This window comes from Pectobacterium punjabense, assembly GCF_012427845.1.
Taxonomy (GTDB): domain Bacteria; phylum Pseudomonadota; class Gammaproteobacteria; order Enterobacterales; family Enterobacteriaceae; genus Pectobacterium; species Pectobacterium punjabense.
Genome location: NZ_CP038498.1, coordinates 2,082,434 through 2,099,944, shown reverse-complemented (window position 1 = coordinate 2,099,944; position 17,511 = coordinate 2,082,434). Strand labels below are relative to the sequence as shown.

The 17,511-nt window shown below is 50.0% G+C and carries 16 protein-coding genes; 1 reads left to right on the top strand and 15 read right to left on the bottom strand.

The features are described 5' to 3' along the window. Positions 1 to 122: 122 nt before the first annotated feature. The 3 genes from mukE to cmoM are packed head-to-tail and all read right to left on the bottom strand — an operon-like array spanning position 123 to position 2,933. A complete protein-coding gene (gene mukE / locus E2566_RS09440) occupies positions 123 to 845 on the bottom strand; it encodes a chromosome partition protein MukE (RefSeq protein ID WP_107168250.1) in 723 nt (240 codons plus the stop codon). After that, positions 826 to 2,151: a chromosome partition protein MukF gene (gene mukF, locus E2566_RS09435; RefSeq protein WP_107168251.1), complete on the bottom strand. Its 1,326-nt coding sequence runs from the start codon at positions 2,149 to 2,151 to the stop codon at positions 826 to 828. Before mukF ends, mukE begins: the two co-directional genes overlap by 20 nt. Further along, positions 2,148 to 2,933, bottom strand: coding sequence for a tRNA uridine 5-oxyacetic acid(34) methyltransferase CmoM (cmoM, locus tag E2566_RS09430; RefSeq protein WP_107168252.1), 786 nt, complete (start codon positions 2,931 to 2,933; stop codon positions 2,148 to 2,150). Before cmoM ends, mukF begins: the two co-directional genes overlap by 4 nt. A gap of 167 nt (positions 2,934 to 3,100) precedes the next feature. Here cmoM and elyC point away from each other — a divergent pair, with 167 nt between their 5' ends. Continuing rightward, positions 3,101 to 3,949, top strand: a complete 849-nt coding sequence (gene elyC / locus E2566_RS09425; RefSeq protein WP_107168253.1) for an envelope biogenesis factor ElyC — start codon at positions 3,101 to 3,103, stop codon at positions 3,947 to 3,949. Here elyC and E2566_RS09420 read toward each other — a convergent pair. The 12 genes from E2566_RS09420 to E2566_RS09365 form a co-directional block, all read right to left on the bottom strand. After that, a complete protein-coding gene (locus E2566_RS09420; protein ID WP_107168254.1) occupies positions 3,901 to 4,794 on the bottom strand; it encodes a YcbJ family phosphotransferase in 894 nt (297 codons plus the stop codon). The two genes, elyC and E2566_RS09420, sit on opposite strands and share 49 nt — an antisense overlap. A gap of 212 nt (positions 4,795 to 5,006) precedes the next feature. Continuing rightward, positions 5,007 to 6,320, bottom strand: a complete 1,314-nt coding sequence (pelN, locus tag E2566_RS09415) for a pectate lyase PelN (RefSeq protein ID WP_107168255.1) — start codon at positions 6,318 to 6,320, stop codon at positions 5,007 to 5,009. Positions 6,321 to 6,623: 303 nt separating this feature from the next. Beyond that, entirely contained in the window at positions 6,624 to 7,376 is a 753-nt protein-coding gene (gene kdsB / locus E2566_RS09410) for a 3-deoxy-manno-octulosonate cytidylyltransferase (RefSeq protein ID WP_107168256.1), read from the bottom strand. Then, positions 7,373 to 7,555: a Trm112 family protein gene (locus tag E2566_RS09405; RefSeq protein WP_107168257.1), complete on the bottom strand. Its 183-nt coding sequence runs from the start codon at positions 7,553 to 7,555 to the stop codon at positions 7,373 to 7,375. Before E2566_RS09405 ends, kdsB begins: the two co-directional genes overlap by 4 nt. Before the next feature lie 107 nt (positions 7,556 to 7,662). After that, on the bottom strand, positions 7,663 to 8,667 hold the full coding sequence (gene lpxK / locus E2566_RS09400) for a tetraacyldisaccharide 4'-kinase (protein ID WP_107168258.1): 1,005 nt from the start codon (positions 8,665 to 8,667) through the stop codon (positions 7,663 to 7,665). After that, positions 8,664 to 10,412 carry a lipid A ABC transporter ATP-binding protein/permease MsbA gene (msbA, locus tag E2566_RS09395; RefSeq protein ID WP_107168268.1) on the bottom strand — a complete coding sequence of 583 codons (1,749 nt, stop codon included), beginning with the start codon at positions 10,410 to 10,412 and terminating at the stop codon, positions 8,664 to 8,666. The genes lpxK and msbA overlap by 4 nt, the downstream gene beginning before the upstream one ends. 37 nt (positions 10,413 to 10,449) lie before the next feature. Further along, complete coding sequence (locus E2566_RS09390) at positions 10,450 to 12,723, bottom strand: ComEC family protein (protein WP_107168259.1); 2,274 nt, start codon at positions 12,721 to 12,723, stop codon at positions 10,450 to 10,452. Positions 12,724 to 13,024: 301 nt separating this feature from the next. Further along, entirely contained in the window at positions 13,025 to 13,342 is a 318-nt protein-coding gene (gene tmaR, locus E2566_RS09385) for a PTS system regulator TmaR (protein WP_005967626.1), read from the bottom strand. A gap of 329 nt (positions 13,343 to 13,671) precedes the next feature. Continuing rightward, positions 13,672 to 14,430: an iron ABC transporter ATP-binding protein gene (locus E2566_RS09380; protein WP_107168260.1), complete on the bottom strand. Its 759-nt coding sequence runs from the start codon at positions 14,428 to 14,430 to the stop codon at positions 13,672 to 13,674. After that, positions 14,427 to 15,434 (bottom strand): iron chelate uptake ABC transporter family permease subunit, encoded by a 1,008-nt coding sequence (locus tag E2566_RS09375; protein WP_107168261.1) that lies wholly within the window; start codon positions 15,432 to 15,434, stop codon positions 14,427 to 14,429. Before E2566_RS09375 ends, E2566_RS09380 begins: the two co-directional genes overlap by 4 nt. Continuing rightward, complete coding sequence (locus tag E2566_RS09370; protein WP_107168262.1) at positions 15,424 to 16,383, bottom strand: ABC transporter permease; 960 nt, start codon at positions 16,381 to 16,383, stop codon at positions 15,424 to 15,426. The genes E2566_RS09375 and E2566_RS09370 overlap by 11 nt, the downstream gene beginning before the upstream one ends. Positions 16,384 to 16,404: 21 nt before the next feature. Further along, complete coding sequence (locus E2566_RS09365) at positions 16,405 to 17,355, bottom strand: siderophore ABC transporter substrate-binding protein (RefSeq protein ID WP_107168263.1); 951 nt, start codon at positions 17,353 to 17,355, stop codon at positions 16,405 to 16,407. Between the last annotated feature and the right edge of the window lie 156 nt (positions 17,356 to 17,511).

The following is a 17,511-nucleotide window of genomic DNA, read 5'->3' as shown; positions in this document are numbered from 1 at the left end:
TGGTGCAGTCAGTTTGGACACGGACAGCGCGCAGAAACCGGAGCGTACACGTAGTACGTGAGGATTTCGAGCACTGCCTAGGTTCAAAATGGCAAATGAAATAGCTCTAATGGGATAAGCTCTTATTCATCCTCGCCCGTTTCTGGCGCGGTATCATCGGTGCGATCGTTATCGTCGCTGTCATCTTTCAGCGACAAACTACCTTCAACAGGCATCGCTTCACCATCGCGAATCATGCGTAGCTGTGCTTCACGGGCATCATCGCCGCTGCGCACATCCGCCCCGAAGCGGAATACCGACTCGGTAATTCTGAATTTGCTGCTGTCATTACCCATAAAGTAGATCATGCCTAGCCGACGTAAGCGGTTAAGCGAGGTTCTGACTTTTTCCTGCAATTTTTGACGATCCAGATCGGAACCGGTGGAACGTTGGTTAACCAGCTTCAGCAGCTTACTTTCATCCGCCAGACTCAGCAGTTCTTCATACAGCTCCTGCTGGCTGAAAATGCCTTCGTGCGCCAAACGTTCCGGGCTCAGATAGAGATAACAGAGAATTTTCCCTACCATCATATCCAGCTCAGACAACACCGAGCGCGGAATCAGCGTGGTGGAGCGTGGCCGCAGATAGAAAAAACCTTCCGGCGCGCGGATCAGCTCCACGTTGTAACGGCTGTAGAACTCTTCCAGCACCTCTTGGAAATCCATCAAAAATACGTGGTTTTCCAGTTCTTCAATACCAATATGGCGCCCTGCGCGCAATTGGCTGTCCAGCGCGGGAAAAAGGTTATTCGACAGCGCGGTTACCAGCTTTACTGGCATAAATTGTTCAATATTTGTCGATGACATGGGCCTGCACCTTGGCTCCGTAATCATTGATTGCCTGCCACAGTGCTGGCAATCCGGAGAAATCTGTTTCGGCTACGCCCAGACGTACAGCCTGGTCGACCACGATTCGGGCAACATCAAAATGCCGCGAGCGAGGATACTGCGCGAGGTATTCACGCATCACTTCACTTAAATCAAGCGGGATCTGTTGCGCTTTATATTTATGCAGCGCCTGCTCAACCAACGCGATCAGCTGCTCGCGCATTTCACTAAACTCTTCGTATTCCAGTTCCGGCGGCAGTTCGCCGGTCACTTCTTCACTACGCAACGTCAGTTCTTCATCACGCATGTCCAGAAGACGATCAGCGTTAGCGAACGTCAGCGCCCAAGGGTTGTCGAAGTAGCTCTGCACCGATTGACGCAACCGCTGAGCAAAGACGCGGTTTTTATCCATATCGATCGCGGTACGAATAAATTTATGTACGTGGCGGTCATACCCAATCCACAGATCTATCGTTTGCTGTCCCCAACTTACAATGCGGTCGAGTTTATTTTGCAGGTCGAATACCAGCTTATCGACAAACTCCAGATTATGCGGATTATTCATAATCGCATCCTGAATACTTAACAGGCTCGTCTGTAATTTGTCGCCAGCAGCTTCAAGCGTATCCTGCAATTCACGCAGCGTAGATGACGTTTCCGTCAGCAGTTGTTCACAGCTACCAATCGCTGCTCGCCAGTCCTGATTTAGCAGCGCCGCGATATCGTCTTTAACGCCCTGCTGCTGTTCATCCATCACGCGCTGCGACAAATCAATACTGTCAAAAATTTCAGCAACGGAATATTTCAGCGGCGCAAATACGTTGCGGTGCCAGTGGAACTCATCGCCGTCTTCTTCCGCTGCATCGGCCGCACGACTGAGTTCCTGTGCCACGATAGAAAGTTGCATAGAAAGCCTCAGCGTCGAGAACTCACGCTGGCGGATGTAATAATCCGTAATGCCGATCCCCAGCGGGGTCAGGCGATAAATCGCATTGCCTTCCGCCTGTTCACTGGTAAAGCGGTTAAGCAACCGCTGACGGACCAGATCGTTAATCGCGTTATTCGCGCGGACGGTAATGGTTTCGTTCGTCTGATCAAATCCCTGACTCACATGACGGAAGGCATCAATCAGCTCACCTTCACTCATTTCACCATCCATACGTTCGCCATTAAGCGTGGCGATTGCCATCAAAAACGCCAGGCGTTCAGTGGGGAGGGAAATGGAGAAATCGTTTTTTCGTGCCCAGGCGACCAATTCGGGTACAGTCTGGGAAAAATCACTCATAATGCATCCTTCAAATGGGGTTTATGCGCCATGACATGGATATAACGGCCCAAACTCACAAAAGGCTCTTGTCGGCAATACCGCTGCTCAAGCTCCAGAATGTCGGCAAATTTATCAATCTGGTGCTGCTTATTCTGCAAGTAGTCATGAAACACCCGCACGCCGGTTTTCCCGCTGATGGTCATCCCCATCTCATCAAGCCAGCCGTACACCTCTTGCGGGTCCAGCGGGTGATTTGGCGATAACGAACGCCGTTTGTTTTTCGGCATGCCAACCTGAACATAATCAAAGTTGCCTAGCACCATGTTACGCATCAATAGCCCATGATGGTTATAAAACATCAACGACAGCGCACCACCCGGCGATAGGCAATCATACAATATTTTCAGCGCCTGCTGAGGCTGCTCGACCCACTCCAGCACCGCGTGGAACAATATCAGATCGGCGGGGCTTTCCATATATTGCGCGACATCCTGTGCGGCGCACTGCACAAAACGTATATTATGGGCGACGCCCTGCGCCGCTGCTGCGTTTTTAGCGCGCTGAATCATCTCATCGGAAACATCGCACAACAATACCTGATGTCCTAAAGCTGCAAGACGACAGGCCATCTGCCCTTCCCCTCCTCCTGCATCAAGGATGCGTAAAGGCCGTGCCGGAAGTTGGGCCAAAAGACCGTCAAGATCTTGCCACAATACCGCCAGCCGAAGTCTCCCCTTCGTTGTGCCATAAATATTGTGGGCAAATTTTTCCGCGATATCGTTAAAATTGCGATCCTGCATCAGTCATTGTTCCGCATCATATAAACGGGGATGGCTCGCGCAACTCGTGTCTGCGCGATGCGATTTTTCCAGCCTGCCATTTTGGCACAGGCTGGCTTAGAATAAATGGCCTTACCGCATGATATCTTCCCGGATGCGGTTTTTTCACTCAAAAGGAATGCAATTCTATGCTTTTCACACTCAAAAAGTTCGTCGGTGGCCTTTTGCAACCCCTGCCATTGCTATTGCTTCTGATGGGTGTTGGCCTGTTGCTGCTCTGGTTTACCCAACGGCAACGCACGGGGAAAACGATGATATTAGTCAGTTGGCTAATGCTTATTCTACTCAGCCTGCAACCTGTTGCCGATCGGCTGTTGTTACCATTGGAATCACACTACCCAACCTGGCAACAGACGCCGCAAGCAGGTAACGTCGAGTATATTGTCGTGCTTGGAGGGGGGTATACCTATAACGCAGAGTGGGCACCCAGCTCCAATCTCATTAGCAATAGCCTTCCGCGCGTGACGGAAGGCGTTCGTCTTTACCATGCCAATCCCGGGGCTAAATTGATTTTTACTGGTGGAGCTGCGCAAGGTAATCCTGTCAGCAGCGCGAAAACGGCGGCGCTGGTCGCAGAAAGTTTGGGCATTCCCCAACAGGATATTGTCATTCTGGATACACCGAAGGATACGGAAGAAGAAGCGGCAGCAACCGCTAAGATTGTTGGCGATCGATCTTTCTTGCTGGTGACCTCAGCCAACCACCTGCCTCGCGCTATGCGATTTTTCCAAGCCCAAGGGCTAGCACCCATTCCGGCTCCAGCGAACCAGATGGCAATCACGTCTGCGCTTAACCCCTGGGAAAAAGTATTCCCTTCCGCTTACTACCTATCTCACAGTGAACGCGCCTGGTATGAAACGCTAGGTCGTCTCTGGCAATTACTAAAGGGAACCACGGCAGTACCTCATCACGCCGAACAACCACAGGTTCATTCCAGCCAGGGAGACAGCTCGCGAGAAGCCACATCAAATAGCTGACGATCCAATTGGCCCGTGTGAATATAGCGGGCCACGGCTTCCCAAATCACATACAGCCAGCGTCGGTAAACAAAGGATTCAGAAACAGGTGCCTGTTTCAGGTAGTGATAAAGCAGTTGCTCTGGCATGCCAGATTCGCAAAGTCGGAAAAGCTCATACTCTCTGGGTGCCCACAGCATCATCCCCGGATTAATCATCGCTAATAGCTGATCGCTACGCGCATCCTTCAACATACTGCGTAGTGAAAGGTTGCCATGCACCAATACACAGTTGTCGTCAAAATCCTCAAACAACATTTTCAGGCACTGACGAGAACGATAAAGCACGGTACGATCCTGCTGCGTAAGTTGCGGCGCGCTGACATTGAGCAACGTAGCCCACAAGACTTCCAGACGCTGTTGATACCAACTGAACCAATCGTTGTCCTGCGTACTATCGACAGAACCGACACAACCATGACTGTCAATTCGGTGCCAGGCCAATACGTTTTCAACAATTTGATCCATCAGCAGCGTCCAACGCTGGCCGTTTCTTGGTGGTGCTTCCACCGATACACCACGTAAGCGCTCAATCAGCAACAGTTCCCGATAAGGTTGTTGCTGCGTCAGAACCAACCCATAGACGGTTGGCAGACGGGCATCACCTTCACGTGCCAGCATCGAGAGCTTATAGGCTTCCTGTTGCGCAACACCCTGACAAACATAACTTTTAGCTAACAACGGAATGGCGTTGCCTTCTTTATCATACAAGGCATACAGATCCGCATAGGGCTGTTCGCTTATGCGCTCAAGCCGGCTGAGGCTTTCCCCCAAAACCGTACTGAGTTCTGATTTCAACTGTTCCATAAACGGCTATACCTCAGTTGAGCCAAATAGCTCCACTTACCATGATGCGGCGAGCAGAGGACAAATACTTCAACGCAGATCAAATATACTCGTCATACTTCATGTTGGGGACACAGCAGGAAGAACGCTCTGGCAACGTTATTGCAGCGATATCCCCTGCCTGTCAGCAGGGAATACCGTGAATGGCTGGCTAGTGTATTAACATTTCACCACTATTCGCGTTCAAAAGCCCCCAGATCTGGCGCTGACCCTTTGTAAGGCAGTTTGACATCTCCCCCCTTGTTGATTAACGCGCTCCCCGCCGCAAGACGCAGGCTCTTCAATACGGGCAAGCTGCCGTCCGCCTGACGTGGCGCATCCCATCCGGTCACGGATACGCTCTCGAAGTCAGCATCTGATACCGCAATCTTCAGATCCCACGAGTTATAGCGCATGTTCGCGCCATCGGAGAACGACAAGTCTTTACCACCGTGAGACACATTGTTGCGCAGCGTACCCAACCCAATGGCTTTTCCATTTGCATCAATGCCGCGGATATTAAAATTAGGATTATTTTTATAGCCAGTGTTATTGAAGAAATCGTTCGCTACCGGATGGTGATTAGCATAAAAACCAGCCGCCTTATTTAAAAACGCCACCGAGTTACGCACGGTATGTTTCACCGCATTTGCCACATAAACGCCACCATAACCACCGATTTTAAAACCATTACCGTTACCCGCAGCCAGTGATTGTGTGGTCCCCGGCAAATAACCATGCGACCAGGCCCAGGAGTTTTCAATCAGCACAGGAGAATAGGCATTAATTAAATCAAAACCATCATCCGAATTTGACCATGCCCGGCAACCGCGGAAAATATTACCAGGCTGATTCGCCGGGATATGCGCACCAAAACCGTCCCCGCTTTGACCAGCGCCATTAGATGTCAGTGGATCATAGTTATGGTGAGAGTCACTGTTTAATACCAGGTTATTTCCCCCACGCTGGATGAACAAACCTGTACCCATAATATGATGGATATTCAACTGCTCGAATATATTATTACTGCCTCTAATCCACACGCCCCAAGATTCATGGTTAAGGTTATTACGTTGTGGTACGCCAGTTATTTCCAGCCCTTTAACGGAAACCCAATCGGCAACAACGTTAAACCCTTTGACCCGGCAATCATCTTGCATCTGGCTGAAATCAAAAATCGGGACTTCTCCGCTAGACGCCCAATACTCAATACGCTTACCTTCTGTACCGCTCTTACTCAGCGTAATCGCATTAACTACATCGGTACGAGTAGCACAGACGTTCAGCCCTTTGGTGAACACGTACTTACCACCGCGTATCCACAAGCGGTCACCAGGGTTTAATGTCTTCTGTGCACGATCGATCGTTTTCCAAGGGGAGTTCTTAGTACCATTATTCGCGTCATTGCCGTTGGGGGCCATGTAATAAACCGCCGCGCTACTGCCAGCCGCAGCCCCCATTAACATACCGCCGAGGAAAATTTTTGCGATATAACGTTTAGCATTCATATTATTACCATCCTTAGTTGAAATAAAGAAAATGCCATGCGAAAACATGGCAAATTGATAGTAGCATTTAAATATAAAAATAAAAGTTTCACTCGCAGCGCGTAAATTCAAAATGAAAATTAATTACCTGCAAAAATAAAACAGCGCTGTATGATTTTGGATTTTTTAAGAATACTTATCTAAATAATTGCTAAATAATTTAAAAGATAAAATATTGCATAAAGAAAAACGTCATGGGTAAAGTCTATTCCGATAAGGATAGGCTCCCCATGACGTGCTTATCGCTGGTTAGTGTGACGGTTTTTACTGTCTACCCATAATTTGTCGCACACGGGCTAGATCTTCCGGTGTATCCACACCGACGCTGGGAACGGCTTTGGCAACAGCCACATGGATCTTCTCGCCGTACCACAGCACACGCAGTTGCTCCAGCAATTCGATTTGCTCTAGCTGGCTTGGTGCCCAGGTGACATAGCGTCGCACAAAGCCAGCTCGGTAAGCATAGATACCAATATGACGCAGGAAATGATCGCCAATGGTTTCTTTAGACTGAGCAAAACGTTCTCTGTCCCAGGGAATTGTCGCACGAGAAAAATACAGCGCGTATCCCTTAGCGTCGGTAACCACTTTTACCGCATTTGGATTGAATGCTTCTTCGCTGGTTTCAATCGGCACTGCCAGCGTTGCCATTCCCGCTTTACTTGCTGCGAGATTTTCTGCCACCTGATGAATAATCACGGAAGGAATAAGTGGCTCATCGCCCTGAACGTTAACGATGATGTCATCATCGGCAAAGCCGTACTGCTCGATGACTTCAGCCAGACGTTCTGTGCCAGAATTATGATCGGCGCGGGTCAGACAGACTTCACCACCAGCTTGTCGCACGGCAATCTCAACATCGGGATGATCGGTAGCCACGATAACGCGCTGCGCCCCCGACTCCAGCGCCCGCTCCATCACATGGACGACCATCGGTTTGCCGTTGATGTCCGCGAGCGGTTTCCCAGGCAGTCGACTTGACGCAAAACGCGCAGGGATAATCACAGTAAAAGTCATTGTGCTGTCTCGTCAGCCCCAAGTTTACGCGCTTCGTTTTCCAGTAGCACGGGGATACCATCACGAACTGGGTAGGCCAAACCATCGACCTTGCATATCAATTCCAGTTTCTCTTTATTAAAGTACAGCCGACCATTACAAACAGGACAGGCAACAATCTCAAGTAAACGGTGATCCATGCTTCCTCCATCTTTGGCCGATCGATGACCGACATGTTCTTTATCGCTATAGCAACGATCTAATGAGGTGTGTTACCTACAGGGATAGTTAAAGCCGTGGCAACAGATTAATTCACTTTTTGCCGGGCATTACGGTTAATAACACGTTCAATTTTATCAAGTAATTGTGAGTCATCAGGCTCAGCTAACACCGCATCAACGGGCAAATACCACCAGTTATCTTTAGCGAACGACCTGCATTTTACGGCATCTTTTTCCGTCATCAGCAGCGGCTGAAGCGCATCTTGAGTCAACGATTCAAGCTGTTCTGACTGGTACGCTTGATGATCGGCAAAAGCGACTTCACGCACAATGCTGACGCCCGCATCACGCAACGTAGCAAAAAAACGCGGGGGGTGTCCGATACCCGCCATCGCAACCACATCACGCAATAGGCTAAGCGGGCGGGATTCACCTGACAATAAGTTAACTGCCATCCCCGCCGTTAATGTCATTCCTATCTCATTTGTTCGCGGAGTGCCACCGTTAACAATGACGGCATCCACCGATGCCAGACGACTTTCTCGTTCCCGCATCGGCCCAGCCGGTAGCCACCAACCGTTGCCAAAACGCCGCATCCCGTCAATCACAACCAGTTCGATATCTCTTGCCAACGCATAGTGCTGTAACCCATCGTCAGTAATCACCACATCTAACGTGTGGCAAGCCAATAATGCCTTCACGGCATCCCGGCGTTGGGGGGCAACCGCAACAGGCGCACCTGTACGTTGGAAAATCAACACTGGCTCATCACCTGCCTGTACCGTCGTCACCGACTCATCTAGCAGTAGTGGATAGCGCTCCGCTTTTCCACCGTAACCACGTGACACCACACCAACACGGTAACCTCTGTGTTGCAGTCGTTCGACGAGCCAAATGACTACCGGTGTTTTCCCATTGCCGCCAGCCGTCAAATTTCCCACGACCACGACAGGAACGGGAGATCGCCAGCTTTTCCGCCACCCTAGCCGATAGCTCTGGCGGATCAGAAAAGTGATGAGTCCGTATAGCCACGCAAGCGGCAGTAACAGCCAATAGAGCCGCGACTGCCCGGACCAAATACGCTCAATCATTCGCCAAACTGCATTCTATGCAACTGGGCATAGGCGCCGTTCGTCGCTAACAACGCAGCATGGTTACCGCGTTCAATGATTCTGCCATCTTCAACCACCAGAATTTCATCTGCTTTTTCAATCGTGGAAAGACGGTGCGCAATCACCAGAGCAGTACGATCTTTCTGCAACTCATCTAACGCTGCCTGAATCGCGCGTTCAGATTCGGTGTCCAACGCCGACGTAGCCTCATCCAATATCAGGATCGGGCTATCGCGCAGTAGCGCACGAGCAATCGCGATACGTTGGCGTTGACCGCCTGAGAGCATCACACCATTTTCACCAATAACCGTGTCCAGGCCATTTTCCATCTTGTTGATGAAATCGGTCGCATATGCCATTTTCGCCGCACGCTCAATTTCCTCACGGCTATAGTGCTCATTACGGGCATAGGCGATATTGTTCGCTATCGTATCGTTAAATAGGTGCACATTCTGAGAAACCAACGCCACCTGATTACGCAAGGAAGACAAGCGATATTCGCGCAAGTCATGGCCATCAAGTAAAATCTCACCAGACTGAATATCGTAAAAACGTGTGATCAAACTAGCAATTGTCGATTTACCTGAACCAGAGCGACCAACCAATGCCACCGTTTTACCAACGGGGACATGCAGATTGATATTTTTCAGCGCCAGATTTTCTCTTCCCGGGTAAGCGAAATTAACCTGACGGAATTCGAGGTCACCTTTCGCTCGTTCGATTTCCAATTTGCCAGTATCACGCTCCTGCTCCATGTCTAGGATGGCGAACAATGTTTGGCACGCGGCCATCCCGCGCTGGAACTGGGCATTCACGTTAGTTAGTGACTTTAACGGACGCATCAGCGCGATCATGGAAGAGAACACCACCGTGATCGTCCCGGCAGTCAATGTCTCCATCACGCTAGGGAAACTGGCAGCATACAAGACAAACGCCAGCGCCAGCGACGCGATCAACTGAATGATAGGATCGGAAATTGAAGAAGCGGATACCATCTTCATGCCCTGCTGACGCATCCGGTTGCTGACCTGATCGAAACGTTTGGTTTCAACTTCCTGACCGCCAAACATTAGCACTTCTTTATGCCCTTTAAGCATTTGCTCCGTGCTGGTGGTGACGTGCCCCATTGTATCCTGCATGTTTTTACTGATATTACGGAACCGTTTGGACACCAGACGCATAGCGATCGACACAATCGGCGCAATCACAATCAGGATGATGGACAATTGCCAGCTGTAGTAGAACATCAGAATAAACAGGCCAATGATTGACGCGCCTTCTCTGACGACGGTAATCAACGCGCCAGATGACGAAGCCGCAACCTGCTCAGAATCATAGGTGATACGGGATAACAGCGTCCCTGTCGACTGCTGGTCGAAAAACGCGACCGGCATCCCCATAATGTGGGAAAAAAGGCGGCGGCGCATATTCATCACCACTTTGCCGGAAACCCAGGCAACGCAATAGCTGGAGACAAAGCCTGATAGCCCCCTCACTAACATCAACCCAATAACAACCAGTGGCATCCAGAGCAATACTGAACGTTCCGCCTTACCGAATCCTTCATCCAGCAAGGGTTTAAGCAGAGAGAGCATTAATGTATCGCCAGCTGCATTAATAATGAGTGCGATTGCAGCAGCAGCAAGCCCTGCCTTAAAAGGAGAGATCATCGGCCATAGGCGGCGAAAGGTCTGCCAGGTGGAGAGATCTTTATCATTCAGCATGTAGTGAACCTGAATCGGGAAGAAATAGCCGACCATTTTACTCATTATACCGCCCGACGCCAAACCACTGATGATACCAACGAGGCGATATGTGATCCCTGAACCGCAGAATACGCCACGAATCGCTGAAAAAACGAGCGCTTAGTTGACCAGATGATGCAGTATCCAGCCATGAGTAGCCATATTGCCGATATCGCTCAACAATTTTTACTGAAGGCAGTCGCCACGGGTTATAACGCGCCGCCGACGCCATCACAACGTCGGCGCTAACCGCTCGAATAAAGGGAGGGGATGAAGAGGTTTTACTGCCATGATGGGGGATTTGTAACAAATTCGCACGCAACGCACTGCGTTCTACTCTCACCAGTGCTTTTTCCGCATCCGACTCCAAATCGCCCGTCAGTAGAACACTGTTTTTACCATCATCAACGCGGATAACACAGGAATCATTATTTTCCGCCCTTTCGACGAGCGCGAGTGGCCACAGCACGGTAAACGTGAGATTTTGCCAGCGCCAACGTTCGCCACGTAGGCAAGAACGATGATTCACCGTGTTGATAGCGCTATAGATCGCGGCGTCAGGATAAGCGGCCAGTAACGTTTCCAGACCACCGATGTGATCCATATGGCTGTGGCTCAGAATGATTTTTTCCACATCGACGCCACGCCACCGCAGGTAGGGTAAAATTTCTCGCGTTGCCATATCTCCCCCCTCCCAGCGGTTTCCCGTATCGTACAACACCGCCTTCCCACGTTGTTCGATCACGACTGCCAAACCATGGCCAACGTCCAACATGTCCACACGCCACTCCGGTTCATCATTTTTTATGCGAAAAACCAATAAAATAACAATCAGAGCGCAAACGTTCATGGGATAGTGTCGCCACCAGCTAAAGCGCCAAATCACAACTGCGCCCCACCCCACAACACTCACGAGTAGCAGCGACGCATCAAGATAAACCCATCCCGTCTGTAGATACATCAACGGTGCAAATACTACTTGCAGTGAAATATCCGCCAGTTGCCAAAGCCTTTCGCTCAGTGGTGAGAACGTAATCGTGCTCAATGCCAATAGAATAAGCGGCGTGGTAACAAAGGTGACTAAAGGCACAGCCCAAAGGTTGGCGGGCAGAGAGGTAATGCTAAAACCGTGGAAAATATGCAACTGCAAGGGCATCAATAACAGTGTGATCCCCGTTTGCAGATGAAGCCATCGTAGCCAGAACCACCGTCGCTGAGTCTGTAACCGATGGGAAAGTGGCGCCCATTGAAACCAAAAAATCAGCGAGGCCACCGCAAGACAAGATAGCCAAAAACTGTCTGATAACGCGCTTAGTGGATCGCTGACCAGAATCAATGCGATACACCATAGCCAAACCTGCCAGGCTGAACAGTTAACACCCCGCATTTTTAGGCCAACCCATACGCTAAGTGCTAATGCAGAACGCACCGCCGGTGGGTTTCCCCCAGCCAGCCAGACATATCCCCAAGCAACCATGATGCTCGTCAATAGTGGGAGACGATAGCCAATCCATCGCACAGGGAAGCCATACTGCAACGCTCGCACGATTACCCAACCAAACAGGCCAGCAAGCACAATATGAAGGCCGGAAATCGCCATTAGGTGCATCGTTCCGGTATTCTGAAGTAGCGTTTTGAGCTCAGGGCTCACCGTTTTCATCTCACCAAACGTCAACGCCAGTAAAATAGAACGCCAAGGTAATCCCTGTACCTGCTGTTCTGCCTTTGCGATCGTACGCTGACGAAGATCACAACGGCCATCAACCACATGTGCAGCGAGCACACGACCCGATAGCGGTTGTCGTTTAGCCACTGCCCAGCGCTGACTATCAAAACCGCCTTCATTTAAGCGACTATGTATGGGTCGAAAATTGGCCGTGATTACCCAGCGTTGTCCACCGCACCAGTTTTTCATCTCAGGAGATAAGATCAGTTGTGCATACACTGGGGGGAAGACCCAACGCTGATTCACTTTTTCCAACCTCACCGTGACCCAAGCATCATCATGTTCACTGAAACGTATACTGCTTATGGTGACGACGGTGCTAACCGAATCCTGTGTGAAGCGTTCGATTTGCAATAGCAGGGTTTGAGCATTCAACGAGGCCCAGCAAAAACTTGTGGCAACAATCGCCACAAAGCATATCCACGCGTAGCGATGTCCTACCAATATCACACAAAGGGACAGACCACCGCCCCACCACAGCGGCGTTTGCGCTGGAATCTGCGGTAAAAAAAGTAGCGGTAATATACCTAGTACGCCAGCCCAAGCCAGGCCATTGACCGACATCGTCCTTTGCCATAACACAGCATTCCCTCTCTTCCTGCGGTTCGTTCTGGGATGTTGCAGCAACTCAGGTTAACGCAACAGAACGGAAAATTCGGGTGGGGAAACGTCTCGCAAAAAAGCGGTTAAGTTGCAAAAAATAGCATTCTTCACGCGAGCTGGATTCCAGTCTTTCCGGCGTGCAATGCAATTACCATTGACTGAAAACGGGTCGAACAGAAAGAAGTAAATAATCCGGCGAGTAAAAATCAAAAGAAAAAGGATCGCCGAAGCGATCCTTTCATAGTAAAAACGGGGCGTTAGGTTACTTAACTTCGCCCATCGCTTTCAGCTTTTTAGACAATTCACGACGCTCTTTCGACAGATCGGCGTTTTTGATGATGTAGTCGTCAACGCGGTCTTCATAATCACCGCGCATGTTGGCGATGATATTTTGCACGTCCTCAATGGACATGCCAGGTTTAAGATATTCGCTCAGGTTGTCCAGCAGCAGAACACGCTTCTGGTTATCACGAATTTTCTTTTCGTTGTCGACGATTTCACGTTGAAGCTTGTTTTTACGACGAAACATGCGCACGAATTCCAGCACATCCTGGAAACATGGCTTAGTGTCCTTATCCATCTTTTGCCCTTACCTCAAGTCATACATAAATTCTTTATGCATTCACCATACAGGTTCTACCCGACGTCTTTCAAGCAGTGCTTACGCCCTTTGCGCTAACACATCGCCAAGCGGATACTCTGTCACCAAACCATACCCTAAATAATTCGAGTTGCATGCAGGCGGCAACCGCAAGAGTCCCCAGGAGCTGACTCAAGTAAGCGACTGGGGCGAGTAAGGACAAATTGACTTAGTCAATTTGAACGTCGCTTGCGGCGGCCCTTTAGGGCGAGGCTCAAATATGAGCCGAGTATTGACAACGTACATGCGGCTTGAAGTATGACGGGTATTTAGCGGTAATATACCGCGATGCGCTGATTATGAACCTCTTCAATAGCGACTTCTGTATCGAAAATGTCTTCCAGCACGTCGGATACCATGATGTCTTTCGGTTTTCCCGTGTAGATAATCTGCCCTTTGCGCATAGCAATAATGTAGTCCGAATAGGCGGAAGCAAAGTTGATATCGTGGATAACCAGTACGATGGTTTTACCTAGCTCATCGGCCGCACGGCGAATCTGCTTCATCATCGCCACGGCGTGCTTCATATCCAGATTATTCAGCGGCTCATCCAGTAACACATACTCCGTATCCTGACACAGCACCATCGCAACATAGGCCCGCTGCCGCTGGCCACCGGAAAGCTCATCTAGAAAACGATCTTTCAGCTCAGTCAAGTTGAGGAAAGCCAGCGCGGCACTAATGCGTTCTTGGTCATCCGCGTTCAGCCGCCCTTTGGTGTAGGGATAGCGTCCGAAGCCTACCAATTCTGCTACCGTTAGGCGGCTGGTAAACTGATTTTCCTGCCGTAGAACGGACAAGCATGTTGCCAGCTTATCGCTTGGCGTTGTCATGACATCCATGCCGTTAACTTTTACCTGCCCTTGATCCGCATCCAGCAGGCGGCTGATGATGGACAATAGTGTCGACTTTCCCGCGCCATTCGGGCCAATAATCGACGTGACGCCACCGCGGGGCACCGTCGCCGTGACATTATTCAATACCGTCACGTTATTATACGTTTTAGTTACATTGCTGATCTCAATCACACGGAAACCTTTTTCAGTAGCAACACAATAAACAGCGATCCACCGATAAACTCGAGCACCACAGATAGCGCCCCTGCCATACCCAACAGATGTTCCAGAATCAGTTGCCCTCCGACTAATGCGATAATGCCAAGTAAAAACGCAGTAGGCAGCAAAATGCGATGCTGACTGGAACCGGCTATCAGATAGGCTAAATTCGCCACCATAAATCCTAAAAAGGTTAACGGCCCCACCAGCGCCGTCGAAATAGCAACGAGCACTGACACCAACAACAGCACCACTGTCACATGACGTTTGTACGCGATGCCCAGATTAATCGCCGTGTTTTTCCCCAGCGCAAGCACATCCAGTTGGAAACGCAAACGCCACACGTACAAGGCAACAATCAGTATGATCACAGCAGACAGCGCAATCAGTTCCGGCGCTGCACGGGTGAAGGTGGCAAACATTCGGCCTTGCAGTACCGCAAACTCACTGGGTGTCAGGAGGCGTTGCATCAGGCTGGAGGCGCTGCGAAACAATGTTCCGCAAATGATGCCAACCAGCAGAACCAGATGCAGGTTACTGTGACGCCCGGTAAACAGGCCACGATAGAGTAGTGAGGAAAACAGCACCAGCAGCAACGCTTCGAGGATAAACTTACCGCTGACACCGACCGCCGTAATACCTTGCACCCCAAAGAAGAACAGAACCGCAGTTTGCAGCAGGACAAACAGCGCCTCAAACCCCATGATAGAGGGCGTGAGAATGCGATTATTGGTCACCGTCTGGAACAGTACCGTTGACACACCAGCCGCAAACGCCACCAACACCATCGTGGATAAAATCAAACTACGGTGTATAAGGATGTAGCGCAGGTTACCGCCCAGATTAATGGTCATGAACACCACGATTGCCGCTAATGCCAGCGCACTCAACCACCACAAACGCCGATAAGGTAACGTGCTACGCACCACGGGCGCAGCGGCAGTGTGGGTATCAACTTTGAATTCATTAACTGACATGACGTTTCTGACTCAACAACAGGAGAAGGAACACGACGGCACCAATCACACCCAGAATAACACTCACCGGGATCTCAAACGGATAACGCACCACACGGCCAATGATATCGCACAACAGCACGAGACCACCGCCAAGCAAACAGACCCAAGGGATAGTTTTTCGTACGTTATCGCCCATCAGCATACTGATGAGGTTCGGCACGATCAGCCCCAGAAACGGCAATGCGCCCACGACAACGACAACGACGCCGCTAATCACCGCAATGATGGACAGCCCCAGCAGCATAACCTTTCGATAGTTCAGGCCGACATTGACAGAAAACTCACGTCCCATCCCAGCAACGGTAAAGCGATCTGCTGTCCAACATGCCAATAACGTGAGTCCTCCCACCAGCCAGAGCAGTTCATATCGCCCTTGTAAAATGCCAGAAAAATCTCCTGCTTCCCAACTGCCAAGCGACTGCAACAGGTCATAATGCATTGCGCCGAATGTGGTCACCGCACCGATTACCGACCCCAGCATGATCCCAACCAGCGGTACAACCAGCGCTGATTTGAGGACAATACGCCGCAACAGCATCATAAACAGTAACGTGCCAACCATCGCAAAGACGCTGGCAACGACCATTTTCACCATCAGGGAAGCTGAGGGCGCAATCACCATCACAACCAGTAGGCCAAACCCCGCAGACTGGGTGGTACCAGCCAGCGAAGGTTCGACAAAGCGGTTCTGCGTAAGCAATTGCATGATCAACCCGGCGACGCTCATGGCACTCCCAGCCAAGAGCAGTGCCAGCGTGCGTGGAACACGGCTGATAAAGAAAATGTCACGCATCATTGGGTCGGTCCAGACCGCATCAAACGTGACTTGCCCTGCCCCAACAAACAGGCTGGTGGTAATCATCCCCAACATGAAGATGATACCCGTTGAAAAATAAAACGCTTTCATTACCGAAGTCACGACGCTGCTTTAGGGTTTGGCATCAAGGGCTTTATTAACATCGTCGATCAGACGCAGATAGCTTTGCAGCCCACCCGCGATGTAAATCGAAGAGGAGTCAAGGTAAATCACACGGTTATTCTGCCAGGCATTGGTTTTATTCACCAATGGGTTATCCAGAACCTGTTTTGCTGACTGGCCTTCCTTCTGGTTGCCAATGGCGCTGTCACGATCGAAAACAAACAGCCAATCTGGGTTAGCGCTCAACAGCAGTTCGGACGTCACGACATTACCGTGGCGACCCGAATCAGGGAATTCCGTTGCCGGTTTAAATCCCAATTCATCAAACACAAAGCCGAAACGAGATTTCGGGCCATATGCCGACATTTTTCCGCCTGTCACCATCACTAACAACGCCGTACCTGCTTTATCGGCTTTTTCATGCGTTTGAGCAATGCGCTGTTTAAAGTCATCCAGTTTGGCTTTCGCTTCGTCTTGCTTGCTAAAAATTTCACCCAGTTGTTCGACGCGCTGCGTAAAGCTGGTCATAAATTGATGATCGTCGATATCTAAGGCAATCGTCGGGGCGATCGCATTCAATTTGTCATACGCGTCGCGAGCACGGCCACCACCAATGATTAAATCAGGTGCTGCACTGCTAATCGCTTCATAGTTAGGTTCAAACAGCGTGCCTGCATTCAGGTACTTGCTATCTTTATATTGGGCTAAGACATCGGGAAATATTTTTGCATCGCCCTGTGGCACGCCGGCAATATCAATGTTCAACGCGGTCAACGTATCCAGAATGGCGGTATCAAACACGATGACTTTTTTCGGATTCACTGGAACCTGCGTCACACCTTTTGTATGTTCGATTGTAACGGTGTTGCTTGCCGTAGGTGCTGAATCTGACTGATCGCAGCCAGCGACCACTAACGCGGAAGCCAGCAGCGTCATTTTTATCATCGAGGGAAACCGCATTCTTTTCTCCTTTATCGGAATTAAGCATTGAGATAATTTCACTAATCATCGAATTTAATTATCATTCGCATTAGAGCGAAAATTGTAACCGAATGGACACACTCATGCCTAGCGATTATGTCTACCCTCCTATTGATGTAAGTCAGGGAAGTGATG

Coding starts and splice junctions, on each gene's coding strand:
- E2566_RS09370 (WP_107168262.1), bottom strand. CDS start 16,383: ATGAAAGCGTTTTATTTTTCAACGGGTATCATCTTCATGTTGGGGATG.
- lpxK (WP_107168258.1), bottom strand. CDS start 8,667: ATGATTGAGCGTATTTGGTCCGGGCAGTCGCGGCTCTATTGGCTGTTA.
- tmaR (WP_005967626.1), bottom strand. CDS start 13,342: ATGGATAAGGACACTAAGCCATGTTTCCAGGATGTGCTGGAATTCGTG.
- pelN (WP_107168255.1), bottom strand. CDS start 6,320: ATGAATGCTAAACGTTATATCGCAAAAATTTTCCTCGGCGGTATGTTA.
- kdsB (WP_107168256.1), bottom strand. CDS start 7,376: ATGACTTTTACTGTGATTATCCCTGCGCGTTTTGCGTCAAGTCGACTG.
- cmoM (WP_107168252.1), bottom strand. CDS start 2,933: ATGCAGGATCGCAATTTTAACGATATCGCGGAAAAATTTGCCCACAAT.
- E2566_RS09420 (WP_107168254.1), bottom strand. CDS start 4,794: ATGGAACAGTTGAAATCAGAACTCAGTACGGTTTTGGGGGAAAGCCTC.
- E2566_RS09365 (WP_107168263.1), bottom strand. CDS start 17,355: ATGCGGTTTCCCTCGATGATAAAAATGACGCTGCTGGCTTCCGCGTTA.
- mukF (WP_107168251.1), bottom strand. CDS start 2,151: ATGAGTGATTTTTCCCAGACTGTACCCGAATTGGTCGCCTGGGCACGA.
- E2566_RS09390 (WP_107168259.1), bottom strand. CDS start 12,723: ATGTCGGTCAATGGCCTGGCTTGGGCTGGCGTACTAGGTATATTACCG.
- elyC (WP_107168253.1), top strand. CDS start 3,101: ATGCTTTTCACACTCAAAAAGTTCGTCGGTGGCCTTTTGCAACCCCTG.
- E2566_RS09375 (WP_107168261.1), bottom strand. CDS start 15,434: ATGTCAGTTAATGAATTCAAAGTTGATACCCACACTGCCGCTGCGCCC.
- mukE (WP_107168250.1), bottom strand. CDS start 845: ATGTCATCGACAAATATTGAACAATTTATGCCAGTAAAGCTGGTAACC.
- E2566_RS09405 (WP_107168257.1), bottom strand. CDS start 7,555: ATGGATCACCGTTTACTTGAGATTGTTGCCTGTCCTGTTTGTAATGGT.
- msbA (WP_107168268.1), bottom strand. CDS start 10,412: ATGCTGAATGATAAAGATCTCTCCACCTGGCAGACCTTTCGCCGCCTA.